Source organism: Arthrobacter nitrophenolicus (genome assembly GCF_000332815.1).
Classification (GTDB): domain Bacteria; phylum Actinomycetota; class Actinomycetes; order Actinomycetales; family Micrococcaceae; genus Arthrobacter; species Arthrobacter nitrophenolicus.
This window is the reverse complement of sequence record NZ_AOFD01000007.1, coordinates 94,886-110,786: the sequence shown is the minus strand read 5'-3', so window position 1 is coordinate 110,786 and position 15,901 is coordinate 94,886. Positions and strand designations below refer to the sequence as shown.

General features: G+C 65.6%; 13 protein-coding genes and 2 pseudogenes. 8 read left to right on the top strand and 7 right to left on the bottom strand.

Translation table 11 applies throughout. The annotated features are described in order from the left end of the window. Positions 1-88: 88 nt before the first annotated feature. On the top strand, positions 89-550 hold the full coding sequence (locus G205_RS04215; RefSeq protein ID WP_009356885.1) for a Fur family transcriptional regulator: 462 nt from the start codon (positions 89-91) through the stop codon (positions 548-550). Between the two features lie 19 nt (positions 551-569). Here the strand turns inward: G205_RS04215 and G205_RS04210 are convergent, their stop codons facing one another. From G205_RS04210 to G205_RS04190, 5 genes and pseudogenes are all read right to left on the bottom strand, one after another. Continuing rightward, positions 570-1,445 carry a metal ABC transporter permease gene (locus G205_RS04210; RefSeq protein ID WP_009356884.1) on the bottom strand — a complete coding sequence of 292 codons (876 nt, stop codon included), beginning with the start codon at positions 1,443-1,445 and terminating at the stop codon, positions 570-572. Beyond that, entirely contained in the window at positions 1,445-2,260 is an 816-nt protein-coding gene (locus G205_RS04205) for a metal ABC transporter ATP-binding protein (protein WP_009356883.1), read from the bottom strand. The genes G205_RS04210 and G205_RS04205 overlap by 1 nt, the downstream gene beginning before the upstream one ends. Next, the gene (locus G205_RS04200; protein ID WP_009356882.1) at positions 2,261-3,241 is read right to left on the bottom strand and encodes a metal ABC transporter solute-binding protein, Zn/Mn family; all 981 of its coding nucleotides are present in this window, start codon (positions 3,239-3,241) and stop codon (positions 2,261-2,263) included. A gap of 127 nt (positions 3,242-3,368) precedes the next feature. Further along, positions 3,369-4,439 carry a hemolysin family protein gene (locus G205_RS04195; protein WP_009356881.1) on the bottom strand — a complete coding sequence of 357 codons (1,071 nt, stop codon included), beginning with the start codon at positions 4,437-4,439 and terminating at the stop codon, positions 3,369-3,371. Further along, positions 4,436-5,774 (bottom strand): annotated as a pseudogene (locus tag G205_RS04190) (hemolysin family protein). The gene G205_RS04195 and the pseudogene G205_RS04190 overlap by 4 nt, the downstream one beginning before the upstream one ends. A 524-nt stretch (positions 5,775-6,298) precedes the next feature. Here G205_RS04190 and G205_RS04185 point away from each other — a divergent pair. The 5 genes and pseudogenes from G205_RS04185 to G205_RS23960 all read left to right on the top strand — a co-directional run bounded on the left by G205_RS04185 (position 6,299) and on the right by G205_RS23960 (position 12,546). Then, positions 6,299-10,102, top strand: a pseudogene (locus tag G205_RS04185) (multifunctional oxoglutarate decarboxylase/oxoglutarate dehydrogenase thiamine pyrophosphate-binding subunit/dihydrolipoyllysine-residue succinyltransferase subunit). A gap of 129 nt (positions 10,103-10,231) precedes the next feature. Beyond that, the gene (locus G205_RS04180) at positions 10,232-10,831 is read left to right on the top strand and encodes a GDSL-type esterase/lipase family protein (RefSeq protein WP_009356880.1); all 600 of its coding nucleotides are present in this window, start codon (positions 10,232-10,234) and stop codon (positions 10,829-10,831) included. An 80-nt stretch (positions 10,832-10,911) separates the two neighbouring features. Continuing rightward, on the top strand, positions 10,912-11,739 hold the full coding sequence (locus G205_RS04175) for a DUF4097 family beta strand repeat-containing protein (RefSeq protein ID WP_009356879.1): 828 nt from the start codon (positions 10,912-10,914) through the stop codon (positions 11,737-11,739). Next, the gene (locus G205_RS04170) at positions 11,739-12,353 is read left to right on the top strand and encodes a PadR family transcriptional regulator (protein ID WP_009356878.1); all 615 of its coding nucleotides are present in this window, start codon (positions 11,739-11,741) and stop codon (positions 12,351-12,353) included. Before G205_RS04175 ends, G205_RS04170 begins: the two co-directional genes overlap by 1 nt. Before the next feature lie 118 nt (positions 12,354-12,471). Continuing rightward, positions 12,472-12,546 (top strand): 50S ribosomal protein bL37, encoded by a 75-nt coding sequence (locus tag G205_RS23960; protein ID WP_369299106.1) that lies wholly within the window; start codon positions 12,472-12,474, stop codon positions 12,544-12,546. A gap of 103 nt (positions 12,547-12,649) precedes the next feature. On the opposite strand, the gene rsrA is transcribed toward G205_RS23960, so the two are convergent. Both rsrA and G205_RS04160 read right to left on the bottom strand, forming a co-directional pair. After that, complete coding sequence (gene rsrA, locus G205_RS04165; RefSeq protein WP_009356877.1) at positions 12,650-12,910, bottom strand: mycothiol system anti-sigma-R factor; 261 nt, start codon at positions 12,908-12,910, stop codon at positions 12,650-12,652. Next, positions 12,907-13,671: a sigma-70 family RNA polymerase sigma factor gene (locus G205_RS04160; RefSeq protein ID WP_083875007.1), complete on the bottom strand. Its 765-nt coding sequence runs from the start codon at positions 13,669-13,671 to the stop codon at positions 12,907-12,909. Before G205_RS04160 ends, rsrA begins: the two co-directional genes overlap by 4 nt. A gap of 295 nt (positions 13,672-13,966) precedes the next feature. Here G205_RS04160 and G205_RS04155 point away from each other — a divergent pair, with 295 nt between their 5' ends. Then, entirely contained in the window at positions 13,967-14,515 is a 549-nt protein-coding gene (locus G205_RS04155) for a DoxX family protein (RefSeq protein WP_009356875.1), read from the top strand. Positions 14,516-14,521: 6 nt separating this feature from the next. Then, a complete protein-coding gene (gene aroA / locus G205_RS04150; protein WP_009356874.1) occupies positions 14,522-15,901 on the top strand; it encodes a 3-phosphoshikimate 1-carboxyvinyltransferase in 1,380 nt (459 codons plus the stop codon).

The window sequence follows — 15,901 nt, the reverse complement described above, 5'->3', positions numbered from 1 at the left end:
GCCTAGGGTCCTGTCCGGAACGGTGTCCACGAGGGCTTGGCTGGTAATCTGGATCTTTGCCATGATCCCCACGGAAGCGAGTCCATCCATGCCGCTCGGCGCCAAGGCTGATTCCACTACGCCATCCCCGGCAACGGGCGGCAAGGAACAGCGCGTCACCAAGCAGCGCCGGGCCGTCAGTGCCGCCCTGGATGAGCTGGACGACTTCGTCAGCACCCAGGAGCTGTACCGGATCCTGCAGAACCAGGGCGTGTCCGTTTCACTCGCCACGGCCTACCGGATCCTCCAGTCGCTTGCCGATGAAGGCCTGGTGGACGTTCTGCGCAACGGTGAGGGCGAAGCGGTCTACCGGCGCTGCGCCGTGACCGGCCACCATCACCACCTGCTGTGCCGGAACTGCGGCAAAGCCGTTGAGGTGGAGGCGCCCGCCGTCGAAACCTGGGCAGCGCACACCGCCGCGGAACATGGGTTCAGCGAGGTTGCCCACACGGTGGAAATCTTTGGCCTCTGCCCGGACTGCACGGCCCTGAAGGCTGCAGGTAAGCTGTAGCAGGCCATGCCGTCAGCGGCTACTGCGCCTGCAGGACCCTGCCGTTGATGCCTTTGCCGGCCCTGACGGAACCGATGGCGCGGCATACCACGTAGATGATGAAGGACAGCGTGGTGACGTAGGGGCTGATGGGGATGCGCCCGCCCAGTGCCAGCAGGATGCCGCCCACTGTGGCGGTGACGGCAAACACGACGCTCAGGACCACCACAGCCACCGGCGACGATGTCACCCGCAGGGCCGCTGCCGCCGGGGTAATCAGCAGGGCAAGGACCAGGAGGGCTCCCACCACCTGGATGGACAGGGCAACGCTGATACCCAGCAGGACCATGAAGACGATGCCCAGCCGGCGGACGGGGACACCACGGGCCTCGGCCAGTTCGGGGTCCAGGCTGGCGAAGTTCAGCGGGCGCCAGACGGCCACCAGCGCCACGATCACAGCCAGCGCCGTTCCGGCGAGGGCCGTGAGCTGGACCGTATCCACCGAGACGATCTGGCCGGTGAGCAGGCCGAACTTGTTGGCTGCGCGGCCCTCGTACAGGGACAGGAACAGGATGCCCAGGCCGAGTCCGAACGGCATGATGACGCCGATGGTGGAGTTCTTGTCCCGGGCCTTGACGCCCATCAGGCCGAGGAGGAGTGCCGCCGCCACAGACCCTACGAGCGACCCGAACACGATGTCGGCGCCGACCAGAAGGGCGAAGGCCGCCCCGGCGAAGGAGAGTTCAGAAATGCCGTGGACGGCGAACGCCAGGTCCCGCTTCATAACGAAGGTGCCCACCAGGCCGCCCAGCAGGCCCAGGACGGCCCCGGCCCAGATGGAGTTCTGGACCAGGACCAGCAGCTCGCCGTAGTTCTCGAAGTTGAAGATTGCCGCGAGGATACTGTCTGCGTCCATCAGGCAGCCTCCCCCGCCAGGGCATGCGACTCGGCGTGGTGATGGGTGGTGGCATCCGGAAGCCCCACCACCACGATCCGGCCGTTGGCGTGGATCACCTCCACGTGGCTGCCATAGAGATCGGAGAGGACTTCGGTGGTCATGACTTCCTCCGGAGTGCCCACCTTGAAGCGGCCGCCGGCCAGGTACAGCACGCGGTCCACGTAGTCGATGATGGGGTTGATCTCATGGGTCACGAATACGACGGCGCTGTTCCGCTCGCGGCACTGCCTGTTGATCAGGGCACTCACGGCCTGCTGGTGGTGCAGGTCCAGGGACAGCAGCGGTTCGTCGCAGAGAAGGACCTTGGGATCAGTTGCCAGTGCCTGGCCAACCCGGAGCCGCTGCTGCTCGCCGCCGGACAGCTGTCCCACGGGCACCTTGGCGTAATCGCTGGCGCCCACCAGCTCGAGGAGCTCGTCGATCCGGCGGTTTGCCTTGGCCGGGGACAGGCGCAGCCCCCAGCGGTGGCCGTCCACTCCGAGCCCCACCAGGTCCCTGGCGCGCATCGGGGTGTCCTGGGCAAAGGACTTCTGCTGCGGAATGTACCCGATCAGGCGGCTGCCGCGCTCAACCGGACGGCCACCGAGTGCAGCCCGCCCCTGGTGCAAATCCTGCAGGCCGAGCAGGACCTTGAGGAAGCTGGTCTTGCCGCTTCCGTTCGGACCCAGCACGGCGAAGAATTCGCCGGGCTTGATGTCCAGGTCCAAATCCTCCCAGAGCGCCCGCTTGCCAAACTTAAGGGACGCTCCGGTGAGGCTGACGACGGGTTTCAACTATTTGCTCTCCAGAACTTTGCCGATGTTGTCCACATTGTCCGTCATCCACTGCAGGTACGTCTTGCCCTCAGGCAGGGTTTCGTTGAAATCCACCACGGGAACTCCTGCCGTCTCGGCTGCTTTCTTCAACGCTTCCGTCTGCGGGCCCTCGGTCTGCTGGTTGTAGGCGAGGAACCGGACCGACTTGGAGGCGACGAGGTCGGTTGCGGCCTTGAGCACTGCGGGCGGCACGTCTGAGCCTTCCTCGATCGCAGCAGTGTAGTCCTCAGGCGTTGCGTTAACCAGCCCGGCGTCCTCCAGCAGGTAAAGCGGAACCGGCTCCGTCACTGCCACCGGCGCCCCTGCAGCTGCGCCCTTGAGGGAATCAAGCTTTCCGTGCAGGCCTTCGAGGGTGGAGGTGAAGTTTTCGGCATTGGTCTCGAACGTCTGCGCCGAAGCCGGGTCCAGTTCCGAGAGTTTGGCGGAGATGTCGCCGGCCAGCTCCTCCATTGCGTGCAGGCTGTACCAGACGTGCTCGTTGAATTCGCCATGGTCGTGCTCATCGGCAGGTTCGGATTCCGGTGCGGAGGTCCCGGCAGAAGCTTCCTCCCCTTCGGGATGGGCCAGCCCGGAGAGTTCGACGGCGTTAAGCACCTTGCCGCCGTCGAGGTTGCTGTCCTCGGCAAGGGTGTGGAGGAAATCGTCGTAGCCCCCACCGTTCTCGATAACGAGGTCCGCTTTGGACACCGCCAGACGGTCCTGCGCGGTCGCCTCGTAGGAGTGCGGATCCTGGCTGGTTTTGCTGATGATGGCGGTGACGCTGACCTTGTCTCCGCCGATGGTCTTGGCGATGTCGCCGTAAACGTTGGTCGATGCCACGATGTTGATGCCGTCGGCGGCTTCTGACGAGGGCTCTGCCTGGGGGCTGCAGGCGGTCAGCAGGAGTCCGAGCCCGGCGAGGGCGGCAACTGACGAACGGGCGGCTGCGGAACGGCGCACGGAAAGACCTCGGTTCACTGGGGAGGGAAGAAACAACCCTCCAAGTCTATACCTAAATAGGAATCATTCCTATCTAGAGCCCAGCGCCGCGGCCCTCCCACCCCCCCGGAGCGGGAGGCGCGGGCGCTCAGCCTCCGTTCGGGTGGCCGAGACGGCGGATCCCGGTGGCCTGGGTGGCGTCCCGGATCTCGCCCACGAGCTGCTCGATGACATCCTCGAGGAACAGCACACCCTGGGTCTTGCCGTCAGGTCCAATAACGCGGGCCAGGTGCGAGCCCGTCCGCTGCATGACTGACATCGCCTTTTCAATCTCGTCGTCCAATGCCAGGTTGGCCAGCGACCGGATCCGGCTCTCGGCGATCGGAAGCCCATACGCCGGTTCCGGGATGGACAGGACGTCCTTCACATGGAGGTAGCCGTAGAGCATGTCCTCGTCGTCCAGCATCGGGAAGCGGGAAAAGCCTGTACGGCTGACGGCCTTTTCAAATTCCACGGGCGTGGTGGCAGCCCTGAGCATGACCAGCTTTTCCAGCGGCACCATGATGTCCCCGGCGGTGTGCTCCGAGAACTCAAGCGCGCCGGTGATCAGGCCGGCGTCGTCGTCCACCAGGCCATGACGGGTGGATTCCTGGACGATCGACTGGACTTCCTCCAGCGTGAACGAGGAGTTGACCTCATCCTTGGGCTCGATCCGCAGCAGCTTGAGGATGTGGTTTGCCGACCAGTTGAGGACCGAAATTACCGGGTTGACGAGCCGGGAGATGAACACCAGCGGCGGTGCGAGGAGCAGTGCGGCCTTGTCCGCGATGGACACGGAGATGTTCTTCGGGACCATCTCACCGAAGGTCACGTGCAGGAACGTGACGAGCATCAGCGCCACCGCGAACGCGGCCACGTCGGCCACCTCGATCGGCAGGCCCAAGGTTTCCAGCGGGACAGCCAGCAGGTGGTGGATGGCGGGTTCGGCCACCAGGAGGATCAGGAGCGAACACACGGTGATGCCCAGCTGGGCGCACGCCAGCATCAGCGAGACGTTCTCCATCGCCTTCAGCGTTGTCTGTGCGCGCTTGGAGCCGGCCTCTGCCAGTGGCTCAATCTGGCTGCGGCGGGCCGACATGACGGCGAACTCCGCGCCCACGAAGAAGGCGTTGCCAAGCAGCAGGACCCCGAGCCATACGATTCCTGCCCAGTCGCTCATCGGCCGTTCCTGTCGTTCGTGTTCCCGGACAGGTCATCCGGCGGGACCGGCCGGAAGCAGATCCGGTCGATCCGGCGGCCGTCCATACGCGTGACGCTCAGCGTTCCACCGCCCACGGGCACGGTGTCTCCCACCGCACCGATCCGGCCGAGCTTGCTCATGACATAGCCGCCCACAGTCTCGTAGGCAGCCTCGTCGGGCACGGTTAGTCCGGGGATTTGTTCGGACAGCTCGTCCGGGCGCAGCAGGCCCGGGAAATACCAGTCGCCGGAGGCGCTTTGCAGCAGGCCGGGGCGGACCTTGTCATGCTCGTCCGCCACCTCGCCGACAATTTCTTCCACCAAGTCCTCAAGGGTGGCGATGCCGGCAGTTCCTCCGTATTCATCCAGGACGACGGCGAGTTGCAGGTTTCCTTCACGGAGTTCGGCCAGCAGGGCATCCAGGTGGATGGTCTCCGGGACCCGCAGCACCTCCGTCATGATGGCACCGGCTTCAAGGTTCTGCCGGCGCTCCCACGGAACGGCCACGGCTTTCTTGACGTGGACCAGGCCACGGATGTCGTCCGCCGAGTCGCCGATCACCGGGAACCGGGAGTAGCCGGTCCTGCGGGCAGCGGCGACGATGTCGGCGACGGGCTGGTCGGCGTCGATCGTCTCCACGCGGATGCGCGGCGTCATGACGTCCGCGGCCGTCCTGGTGGAGAAATTGAGGGTGCGGGCGATGAAGTTCGCCGTTCCGGCGTCGAGCGTTCCCATTGCCGCCGAACGGCGGACCAACGAGGCAAGCTCCGCCCGGGGTGCGCGCCCCGGAGATTTCTTCTTTCGCTTCCAGGCCGAAGACATGGAGCACCCGGTTGGAGAAGCCGTTCAGCAGCACGATGGCCGGCTTGAAAACCGCGGTGAAGACCAGCTGCGGCCGGGCAAGGGCCTTGCCCACCCGGAAGGACAGGGCAATGGCCATGTTCTTGGGGACCAGCTCCCCCAGCAGCATGGAGAGCAGGGTGGCGATCACCATGGCCAGGACCAGCGAGATGGAGGCCACAGCGACGTCGGGCAGTCCGAGGGCGGCCAGCGGGGCTTCCAGGAGCTGCCCAACCGAAGGTTCCATCACGTAACCGGTGAGGAGCGTGGTGAGCGTAATGCCCAATTGGCAGCTGGAGAGCTGCGTTGACAGGGACTTGAGGCAGGCGAGCAGCGGGACCGCGCCCGCATCGCCGTCGTCCACGGCACGCTGGACGGTCGGCTGGTCAAGTGCAATGAGGGAAAACTCAACGGCTACGAAGAAGCCGGTGCCTGCAATCAGCAGCAGGCCTGCGGCAAGGAAGAGCCATTCCATTCAGCATCCCGCCTGTACTGCGCACGGGCGTGAAGCGGGATAACCGGTATGTCTGCCCGGCGGAGGATGGTCGGCGGAGGCCGAGCCTCTTTCCTGGCGGGCCGCGGCCGAAGGGGCCGCCGGCGGGTGATGGGCGCGTGTTCGGGGTTTGCCGGCTCTGCGGGTGGACTGTGCGGCGCTGTTCTTCGTGCTCCGCTGACAGCCCCCAGGCCGGCACCTAGATTTACTGTCCATAAGAACTTCAGTCTACAGGTACGCCCCGGGCCTCCCTGCGCTCCGAAGGCGGCCCGGAAGCGCCGTAATGAGATACCCCCAAAACCCCTTCTTCACACGCTTCCGGCCGCCATATTTGGCGGTTCCCGCGTCACTTCATGATTTGGGTCACCCTTATTGGCAGTTAGCACAACATGGTTACTAGACTTGCAAAGGTCTGGGTTCAGAGGACGCAGAGACTGGTTCGAACGTAGTGCTGACGCACCGTGGGGCCGGAGAGAAATCAAACTCATGGAAGAGGCGTATTTCAAGTGCCAGAGCAGCCAAGCCACCGTCTACCAGAGGAATTTGGCGGAAACGAGTGGCTCGTTGACGAACTGTACGAGCAGTACCAGCAGGACAAGAACGCTGTGGATGCCAAGTGGTGGCCGCTGTTTGAATCGTTCGACTCGGGCAGCAGTTCTTCTTCCAACGGTAATTCGGGGCAGGCCACTGCCCATCCTCCTACCCGGGAAATGCCTGTTGTGAATGCGGCTCCTGCGGCTCCGGCACCGTCGCCGGCGGCAGCGCCTGCCACTCCCCCGGCCGCGCCGGCTGCCGCACCGGCGCCCGCGCCGGTCAAGAAGGCTCCCGCCACCGTCGCCCGCGACGGCGGCAAGAAGACCGAGGGCACAACCGGATCACAGCCGATCCCGGCCCAGCTGCCCAAGAACGTCAAGGCGCCCACCCGCCCCCGAAGAAGACGTTGTTTCCGTCCTCCGCGGACCGGCCAAGGCCATCGCCACCAACATGGTCACCAGCCTCGAGGTACCCACGGCCACCAGCGTCCGGGCCATTCCGGCCAAGCTGCTGATCGATAACCGTGTTGTCATCAACTCCAACCTCGCCCGCGCCCGCGGCGGCAAGGTCTCCTTCACGCACCTCATCGGTTACGCAGTGATCCGCGCCCTGTCGCAGTTCCCGTCCATGAACGTGTACTACGACGAGGTGGACGGCAAGCCCTCCGCTGTCCAGCCGGCCCACGTCAACTTCGGCATCGCCATCGACATGCCCAAGCCGGACGGTACCCGCCTGCTGATGGTTCCGAACATCAAAAAGGCTGAGACGCTCAACTTCGCCGAGTTCTGGCACACCTACGAGGACCTCATCAAGCGCGCCCGCAACGGCAAGCTCACCGCCGAGGACCACCAAGGCACCACGGTTTCGCTGACCAACCCCGGCGGCATCGGCACCGTCCACTCCGTGCCCCGCCTCTCCAAGGGCCAGGCCGCCATCATCGGCGTCGGCGCCCTCGACTACCCTGCCGAGTTCCAGGGTGCCAGCGAAAAGATCATCGCCCAGAACGCCATCAGCAAGGTCCTCACCCTTACCTCGACGTACGACCACCGCGTCATCCAGGGTGCCGGCAGCGGCGAGTTCCTCAAGCTTGTCCACCAGCTCCTGCTGGGTGCCCAGAACTTCTACGACGAGATCTTCGAAGCCCTGCGCATCCCATACGAGCCCGTCCGCTGGAGCGCCGACAAGCAGGTGGACCCGGCCGACGAAATCAACAAGGTTGCCCGGATCCAGCAGCTGATCCACTCCTACCGCGTCCGCGGCCACCTGATGGCGGACACCGATCCGCTTGAATACGTGCAGCGCAAGCACCCTGACCTCGACGTCCTGACCTACGGGCTGACCCTGTGGGACCTGGACCGCGAGTGGCCCACCGGCGGCTTCGGCGGCAAGCCGCAGCTGAAGTTCCGCGACATCCTGGGCGTCCTTCGCGATGCCTACTGCCGCACCACGGGCATCGAATACATGCACATCCAGGAACCGGCCGAGCGCAAGTGGTTCCAGGACCAGCTGGAGCACCCCTACTCCAAGCCGAGTCGTGAAGAGCAGCTGCGCATCGTCTCCAAGCTGAACGCTGCCGAGGCTTTCGAAACGTTCCTGCAGACCAAGTTCGTGGGCCAGAAGCGCTTCTCCCTCGAAGGCGGCGAGTCGCTGATTCCGCTCCTGGACGCCATCATGTCCGACGCCGCCGACGACGGCCTGGACGAAGTTGCCATCGGCATGGCCCACCGCGGCCGCCTGAACGTGCTGACCAACATTGCCGGCAAGACGTACGCACAGGTGTTCCGCGAGTTCGAGGGCACCCAGGATCCCCGCTCGGTCCAGGCTCCGGTGACGTGAAGTACCACTTGGGCACCGAAGGCACGTTCACCTCGGACACCGGCAAGGAGACCAAGGTCTACCTGGCCGCCAACCCGTCCCACCTTGAGGCCGTGGACCCCGTGCTCGAGGGCATCGTCCGCGCCAAGCAGGACCGGCTGGACCAGGGCGAATCCTTCCCCGTGCTGCCCATCGTGGTGCACGGCGACGCCGCCTTCGCCGGCCAGGGCGTGGTTGCTGAAACCCTCAACCTGTCCCAGCTGCGCGGCTACCGCACCGGTGGAACCATCCACATCGTGGTCAACAACCAGGTGGGCTTCACCACCGCCCCGTCCTCCTCACGCTCGTCCACGTACTCCACCGACGTCGCGAAGATGATCCAGGCACCCGTGTTCCATGTGAACGGTGACGATCCCGAAGCCGTGGTCCGCATCGGCCAGCTCGCCTACGAGTTCCGCCAGCGCTTCCACAAGGACGTCGTCATCGACATGGTCTGCTACCGCCGCCGCGGGCACAACGAGGGCGACGACCCCTCGATGACCCAGCCGCTGATGTACAACCTCATCGAGGCAAAGCGCTCCGTCCGTAAGCTGTACACCGAGTCGCTGATCGGCCGTGGCGACATCACCGAGGAAGAAGCAGAGCAGCTGCTCCGCGACTACCAGGAGCGGCTGGAGCGCGTCTTCGCGGAGACCCACGCAGCCCAGACCTCCCCGATCCCGATCGTGACGGCGGATTCCGCCGCAGTTTCCGATATCGAGCGGCCCATTGCCCAGCAGTCCGACTCCGGCGCCAACGCACCGGTCGCCACGGCGATTTCGGCAGACACCCTGGCCCGCATCGGCAAGGCCCACATCGAGATCCCCGAGGGCTTCACGGTCCACGCCAAGCTCAAGCAGCTGCTCGAAAAGCGTGAGCAGATGTCCCGTGAAGGCGGCATCGACTGGGGCTTCGGCGAGATCGCTGCGTTTGGCTCCCTGATCATGGAAGGCGTGCCCGTACGCCTCGCCGGCCAGGACTCCCGCCGCGGCACCTTCGTCCAGCGGCACGCCGTATTCCACGACCGCGCCAATGGCCAGGAATGGCTGCCCCTGGGCAACCTCTCCGACAACCAGGCCAAGCTGTGGATCTACGATTCCCTGCTGTCCGAATACGCTGCCATGGGCTTCGAATACGGCTACTCGGTGGAACGGCCCGACGCACTGGTCCTTTGGGAGGCCCAGTTCGGCGACTTCGTCAACGGCGCCCAGACCATCATCGACGAGTTCATCTCCTCTGCCGAGCAGAAGTGGGGCCAGCGGTCCTCGCTGGTACTGATGCTTCCGCACGGCTACGAAGGCCAGGGCCCGGACCACTCCTCCGCCAGGATCGAGCGGTTCCTGCAGCTGTGCGCCGAAGAGAACATGATCGTGGCCAACCCCACCACGGCCGCCTCGCACTTCCACCTGCTGCGCCGCCAGGCGTACAGCCGGCCGCGGAAGCCGCTGATCATCTTCACGCCCAAGCAGCTCCTCCGCCTGAAGGCTGCCGCGTCGTCCGTCGAGGACTTCACCAGCGGCACGTTCCGCCCGGTCATCGGTGAGCATGAGCAGCTGGACGCCAACGGCGTCGAGCGCGTGCTGCTGGTCTCCGGCCGCCTGTACTACGATCTGCTGTCCACCCGGCAGAAGACCGGCGACAAGACCACGGCCATCGTGCGCGTCGAGCAGCTCTACCCGCTGCCGCATGCCGAGATCGCGGCCGAGCTTGCCAAGTACCCGAACGCCGAGGTTGTCTGGGCACAGGACGAGCCCGCCAATCAGGGTCCGTGGCCGTTCATCGGCCTGAACCTGCCGGACGCCCTGGACCGCCGCATCCGGCTCGTCTCGCGGCCTGCGTCGGCCTCCACGGCAGCCGGCTCCATGAAGCGGCACGCCGCGGAGCAGGACGTGCTCCTGAAGCAGGCATTTGCACGGAAGTAAGCAGTGAGGCTGCCCGGCCGGACGTCGAAATCCCAGACTCCGGCCGGGCAGTTCTGTTTAATGGATGGACAGCGCCGCCCCTTTGCACCAACGGTGGCAGCGGCCAGGGAACGAAGTAAAGAGGATCGTGTGGAAGACAGGAAGCTGCGCATTGCGGCTGTAGGAGATGAACTGCTGGCCGGACTCGGAGATCCCCGGGCGCTCGGCTGGCTGGGCCGTGTCCTGGCCCGCACTCCCCAGGACGGCTTGCTCCTGGAAAGCTACGCCCTCCCCTGCCCGCAGGAAGGCACCGAGGGCCTGGCCGCCCGGTGGCTGGAGGAGGCCGGGCGGAGGTTCAGCACCAACGCCGAGAACCGCCTGGTGATCGGCCTCTCCGGCCGCGATATCGAATTCGGCCTCTCCACCGCGCGCAGCAGGCTGAATCTGGCAAACATCCTGGACTCGGCCTCACAGAACCGGATCGAGGTATTCGTCGTGGGTCCGCCGCCCACCCTCGATCCTGCCCAGAACCGCCGGCTGGACGAGCTGAACACGGCATTCGCCGACGTCACCACGCGGCGCAAGCACCTCTACGTCGATACGTTCTCCCCACTGCTGAATCACGAGCAGTGGCGGCAGGACCTGGCGGCCAACGCCGGAACGCCGGGCCAGGCCGGGTATGGCCTCATGGCGTGGCTGGTGCTGCACCGCGGCTGGTTCCAGTGGCTGGGACTGGACGCCCCCGCCTAGCAGTTCGCGATATATCTTGACGCCCTCCCTACCCAGGAGTAGCGTGACCGTTACACGATATATCGCCTTTGGAGGTTCCCATGTCTGAGCAGAACTGGACCGTCACCAGCCCGCAGACCATTGATGTGGACGGCGTAACGTCCCTCAAGCTGGGCATGGTCCATGGCAGGTTTGATGTCGTTGTCCACCAGGAGCCCGTCACCCGGATCGAAATATCCGACGTCCACGGTGACCCGGTGGATGTCTCCGTTAGCAACGGCCGCCTTGAAGTGCGCCACCAACTGCATGGCCCCCAGGGGTGGTTCAAGAACCTCATGGGAGCGGTCAACCATAACAGCGAAAACTCGGCGGTGGTCAGCATTGCCGTTCCCGGAAACGTGGAGGTCGAGGCAGGCATTGTCAGCGGCGACGGCCTGGTGTCCGGAGCAGCCGGGCACACCCGGCTCAACACGGTCTCCGGATCTGTCATGGCGGACGGAACAAGCGGGGAACTCCACGTCAACACCGTCAGCGGCGAGGTGACTGCCCGCCGCCATACCGGCGTCCTCACCGCCAGGAGCGTTTCCGGCGAGGTGACCGCGTCCGGCCGCTTCACGAACATCCGCGCCAACACCGTCAGCGGCGACCTGACGTTCGACCTGCACGGCTTCACCAACGACTTCGTGGCCAACTCAGTCTCCGGCGACGTCACCATCCGGTTGCCGCACGACGTCGGAGTGGACATCGTCGCCAAGTCCGCCAGTGGAGCCGTGGTCATCGGCAACCGGCGCTACACGTCCGTGGGCGGAAAAGTGGAGACCATTGCAGGGCCGGACGAACAACTGATGCTGGTCCGGACTAACTCCGTTTCCGGGAAGACGTCCATCTTCCACGGTTCCAACGCCGGAAATGCGGAAACGGGGCACTGATGCCCCCGGTATTCGCGCATGGTGCACTGCGCCTCTACCTGCTGGCGCTCCTTGAATCCGGCCCCAAACACGGCTACGAACTCATCAAGGCCCTGAAGGACAGGTTTGGCGGCACCTATTCCCCCAGCGCCGGCACCATCTATCCCCGGTTGGGAAAGCTGGAGGAAGAGGGCCTCGTGGCCACGGAATCGGCCGGCCGCCGCACCAACTACCACATCACCGCTGCAGGACTCGCCGAGCTGAACCGGCGGCGGGACGAGCTCGCCGGGGTGGAGAACGACATCTCGGCTTCTGTGCGCAGGCTGGCCGACGGGCTGCGGGAGGACATCCGCAGCAATATGCGCGGCCTGCGGGCGGACCTGGCTGCCACGGCGGAGGCCGCGCGGACAGCCGCGCACGCAGCTGACTTCCGGGTTCCCGGCGGCAGGGTGCCGCCGGAAGGATCACGGTCACTGAAGGAGGCCGAGCTGATGCTCCAGGAGTTCCGCGACGATCTCCGCACCGAACTCCGGCTGCATGCCCGGAGCCAGCCCCTGGGCCCTGTCACCCTGGAGACCATGCGGACAGTGCTGGAACAGGCGCGCATCGCCGTCCGGAACTCCCTGAAGCCCTGAGACGCGGCATGCAGTGCCCCGCCGCAGGTCATGCAGGCGTTCCCGGTTCGCGGGCGGTCTGATGTTGTGGGAGACTTGAGGGCAGCTCTTTTGAGTACCGACAGTAAGGAGGCCAGCTATGAGCAAGCGTGCACGCAAGCGTCGTGACCGTAAGCGTGGCGGCGCGAACCACGGGAAGCGCCCCAACACCTAGCAAATGCCAGGGACTACGGTTCAAGCGAAGGACCCCGGAAGCCAAACGGCTTCCGGGGTCCTTCGCTTTTCACTTGCAGCTGTCCGGCCGCGGCGCGCGGGCCCTATGCCTCCACTGTGCGGATGGAGTGGATCCGGTCCAGGATGGCGTTCTTCAGGTTGTCCGGTGCAGCTTCGGTGCAGGAGCGTTTGACCATGTTCCGGATGACACACTCAAGGTCGTACTGCTCCGTGCACTCCGGGCAGTCATCCAGGTGGTTTTTGATCTCCGTGATGTCCTCACGGGTCAAAGCTCCGTCGAGGTATTCGTAGATGCGTTGCATCCGGGTGTCGTCGCAATCGCCCAATCCCTGGCAGTCGCTCATTTCCTGCTCTCCTGTTGTGTGCTTGCAGCCGTGTCCTGTGCATCCGCGGCCGATTTGAAGCCGCGCTCGGCGGCGTATTCCGCCAGCATGTCCCGCAACATTCGCCGGCCGCGGTGGAGCCGGGACATCACCGTGCCGATGGGCGTGTTCATGATGTCTGAGATTTCCTTGTACGCGAAGCCTTCGACATCCGCGAAGTACACCGCAAGGCGGAATTCTTCCGGAATGTCCTGGAGCGCGCGCTTGACGTCGGAATCCGGAAGGTGGTCCAGCGCCTCTGCCTCGGCGGAGCGGAGCCCGCTTGAGGTATGCGATTCGGCCCGCGCCAACTGCCAGTCCTCGATCGTGTCCGAGTTGGACTGGAGCGGTTCGCGCTGCCGCTTGCGGTACAGGTTGATGTACGTGTTGGTCAGGATGCGGTACAACCAGGCCTTGAGGTTGGTTCCCGGCTTGTACTGATGGAAGGCCGAAAAGGCCTTCGTGTAGGCCTCCTGGACGAGGTCCTCGGCATCCGAGGGATTCCGGGCCATCCGCATCGCAGCCGAATACAGCTGGTCCACGTACTGCATGGCGTCACGCTCGAAGCGGACGCGGCGCTGTTCCGCGGTTTCCGTCGAGACGTCCACCAGCGTTTCCGTGGTCCCGGGCCCTGGCTCGGGGCCGCCGGCCGCTTCGGGCTGGGGCGTCGCGCCGGGCGCGCCCTTCACTTCGCTGTTCGAAGCCTCATACATGGCCGAGACGGCCGGATCCAGGGTGCTCATTGCCTTCAAGTCTACTGTCAGGCTCCGCGCACGCGGCGAGCCGTACCCGGAGGCATCCGCGTCCACCAGGCCAACTCCCACCGGGCCAACTGCTTGCACTCCGTCCAACACCTGCCTCAAGGCCCAGCTCCGCTCTGTATGTCGTGGTACATCGGTTCCATGGTTTCGAATGGCAGCCGGCCTGGCCGACCCGCCTTTTCCATAACCCCCGGCCGCAGGCAAATATTCCCCAAAAGTGCAAGACTAGAACGGACTCCCCGCCGAAGACGCGGTTCGTCCATCCAGGAGGAAATCCATGCCCTTTGTACGCACGCTCGCCCGCCCCATGCTGGCCTCCAGCTTTGTCCTTGCCGGAGTGGATAAGCTCAAGAACACTGACGACACGGCGCAGCAGCTCTCCCCCCTGCTGCGCAAGGCTGCAGCGTCGCTGCCGTTCCAGGCGGACGAGAAGATGCTGGCCCGTGTGATCGGCGGGACCCAGGTGGGCGCTGGTGTACTTTTCGGGCTGGGCAAATTCTCCAGGCTTTCGGCCACCCTGCTCACCGTCATCTCCCTGCTGAACACCTTCGTGGAGTGGCGCAGCGCAGACATCAGCAGCAAGGAGGGCCGCGAGACGCGCCGCAACCAGCTGCTGAAGAACCTGTCCCTGAGCGGCGGGGCACTGCTCGCCTCGGTGGACACGGCGGGCAAGCCGGGCCTGGCCTGGCGCGCCGAGCACCTGGCAGCCGATGCCCGCAAGGGCGCATCGCACCTTGCCTCCGACGCCCGGAGGACCACCAACAAGAAGCTGGCCAAGGCGGACAAGGCCGTCCGGCGCGCCGTTGAACAGGCCACGGGGGCATAAGCACGCATGACCGCTGCAGCCGCCACCCGGGACAATTCCGGAACTCCTGTCCCCCACTGGCCCGCACCCTTCGCCTCGAGCCCCGTTGACGCCACCGTCACGGTCCCCGGCTCGAAGTCCCTGACCAACAGGTACCTCGTCCTCGCGGCGCTGGCCGACGGACCGTCACGCCTGCGTGCACCCCTGCACTCCCGTGACTCGGCCCTGATGATCGAGGCGCTCCGCCAGCTGGGCGCCACCATCACGGAAGTGCCGGGCGACGGCGCCTTCGGGCCGGACCTCGAAGTAGTCCCGCTGGGGCAGGACGCGGAGCAGCCGCTCACCAGGATCGACTGCGGCCTGGCCGGCACGGTCATGCGCTTCGTTCCGCCCATCGCGGCGCTTCGCAACGGCGCCAGCGTGTTCGACGGCGACCCGCACGCACGCAAGCGTCCGATGGGAACCATCATTGAGGCGCTGAGGGCACTGGGGGTGGCGGTATCCGCCGAGGATGGGGGCATGCCGTCGTCGCTTCCGTTCGTGGTGGAAGGCAGCGGAGAGGTCCGTGGCGGGCACCTGGTGATCGACGCCAGCGCGTCCTCCCAGTTCGTCTCGGCGCTCCTCCTGGTGGGGGCACGGTTCACGGAAGGCCTGCATCTTGAGCACGTGGGCAAGCCGGTACCCAGCCTGGACCACATCAACATGACGGTCGCCGTCCTCCGCGGGGCGGGGGTCCAGGTTGACGACTCGGTGCCCAACCACTGGGTTGTCCAACCTGGCCCCATCCGCGCTTTTGACCAGCGGATCGAGCAGGACCTTTCCAACGCCGGTCCCTTCCTCGCGGCAGCGCTGGCTTCTGGCGGGACTGTCCGGATTCCCGGCTGGCCGGAGGAGACCCAGCAGGTGGGTGACCTGTGGCGCAGCATCCTGGCCGAGATGGGCGCCACAGTGACACTGGAGGATGGCGTCCTCACGGTCACGGGCGGCCCGGAAATCAAGGGCGCCCACTTCGCCGACACCAGCGAACTGGCACCCACGGTAGCGGCGCTGTGCGCGCTGGCGTCGGGCCCGTCCCGGCTCACCGGGATCGCCCACCTGCGCGGGCACGAAACGGACCGGCTGGCCGCGCTGGTCACGGAAATCAACCGCCTGGGCGGTGACGCCGAGGAAACCAGCGACGGCCTGGTGATCCGGCCCGCCCCGCTGCATGCCGGCGTCGTGCACAGCTACGCTGACCACCGCATGGCCACTGCAGGTGCAATCCTGGGCCTGGCGGTGGAAGGAGTGCAGGTGGAGGACATCGCCACCACGGCGAAAACCATGCCCGAGTTCCCCCGGATCTGGGCGGACATGCTCGCCCAGGGCGGTGCCCCGCAGCAGGAGGCCCGCACCGGGGCGGAAGGCTAG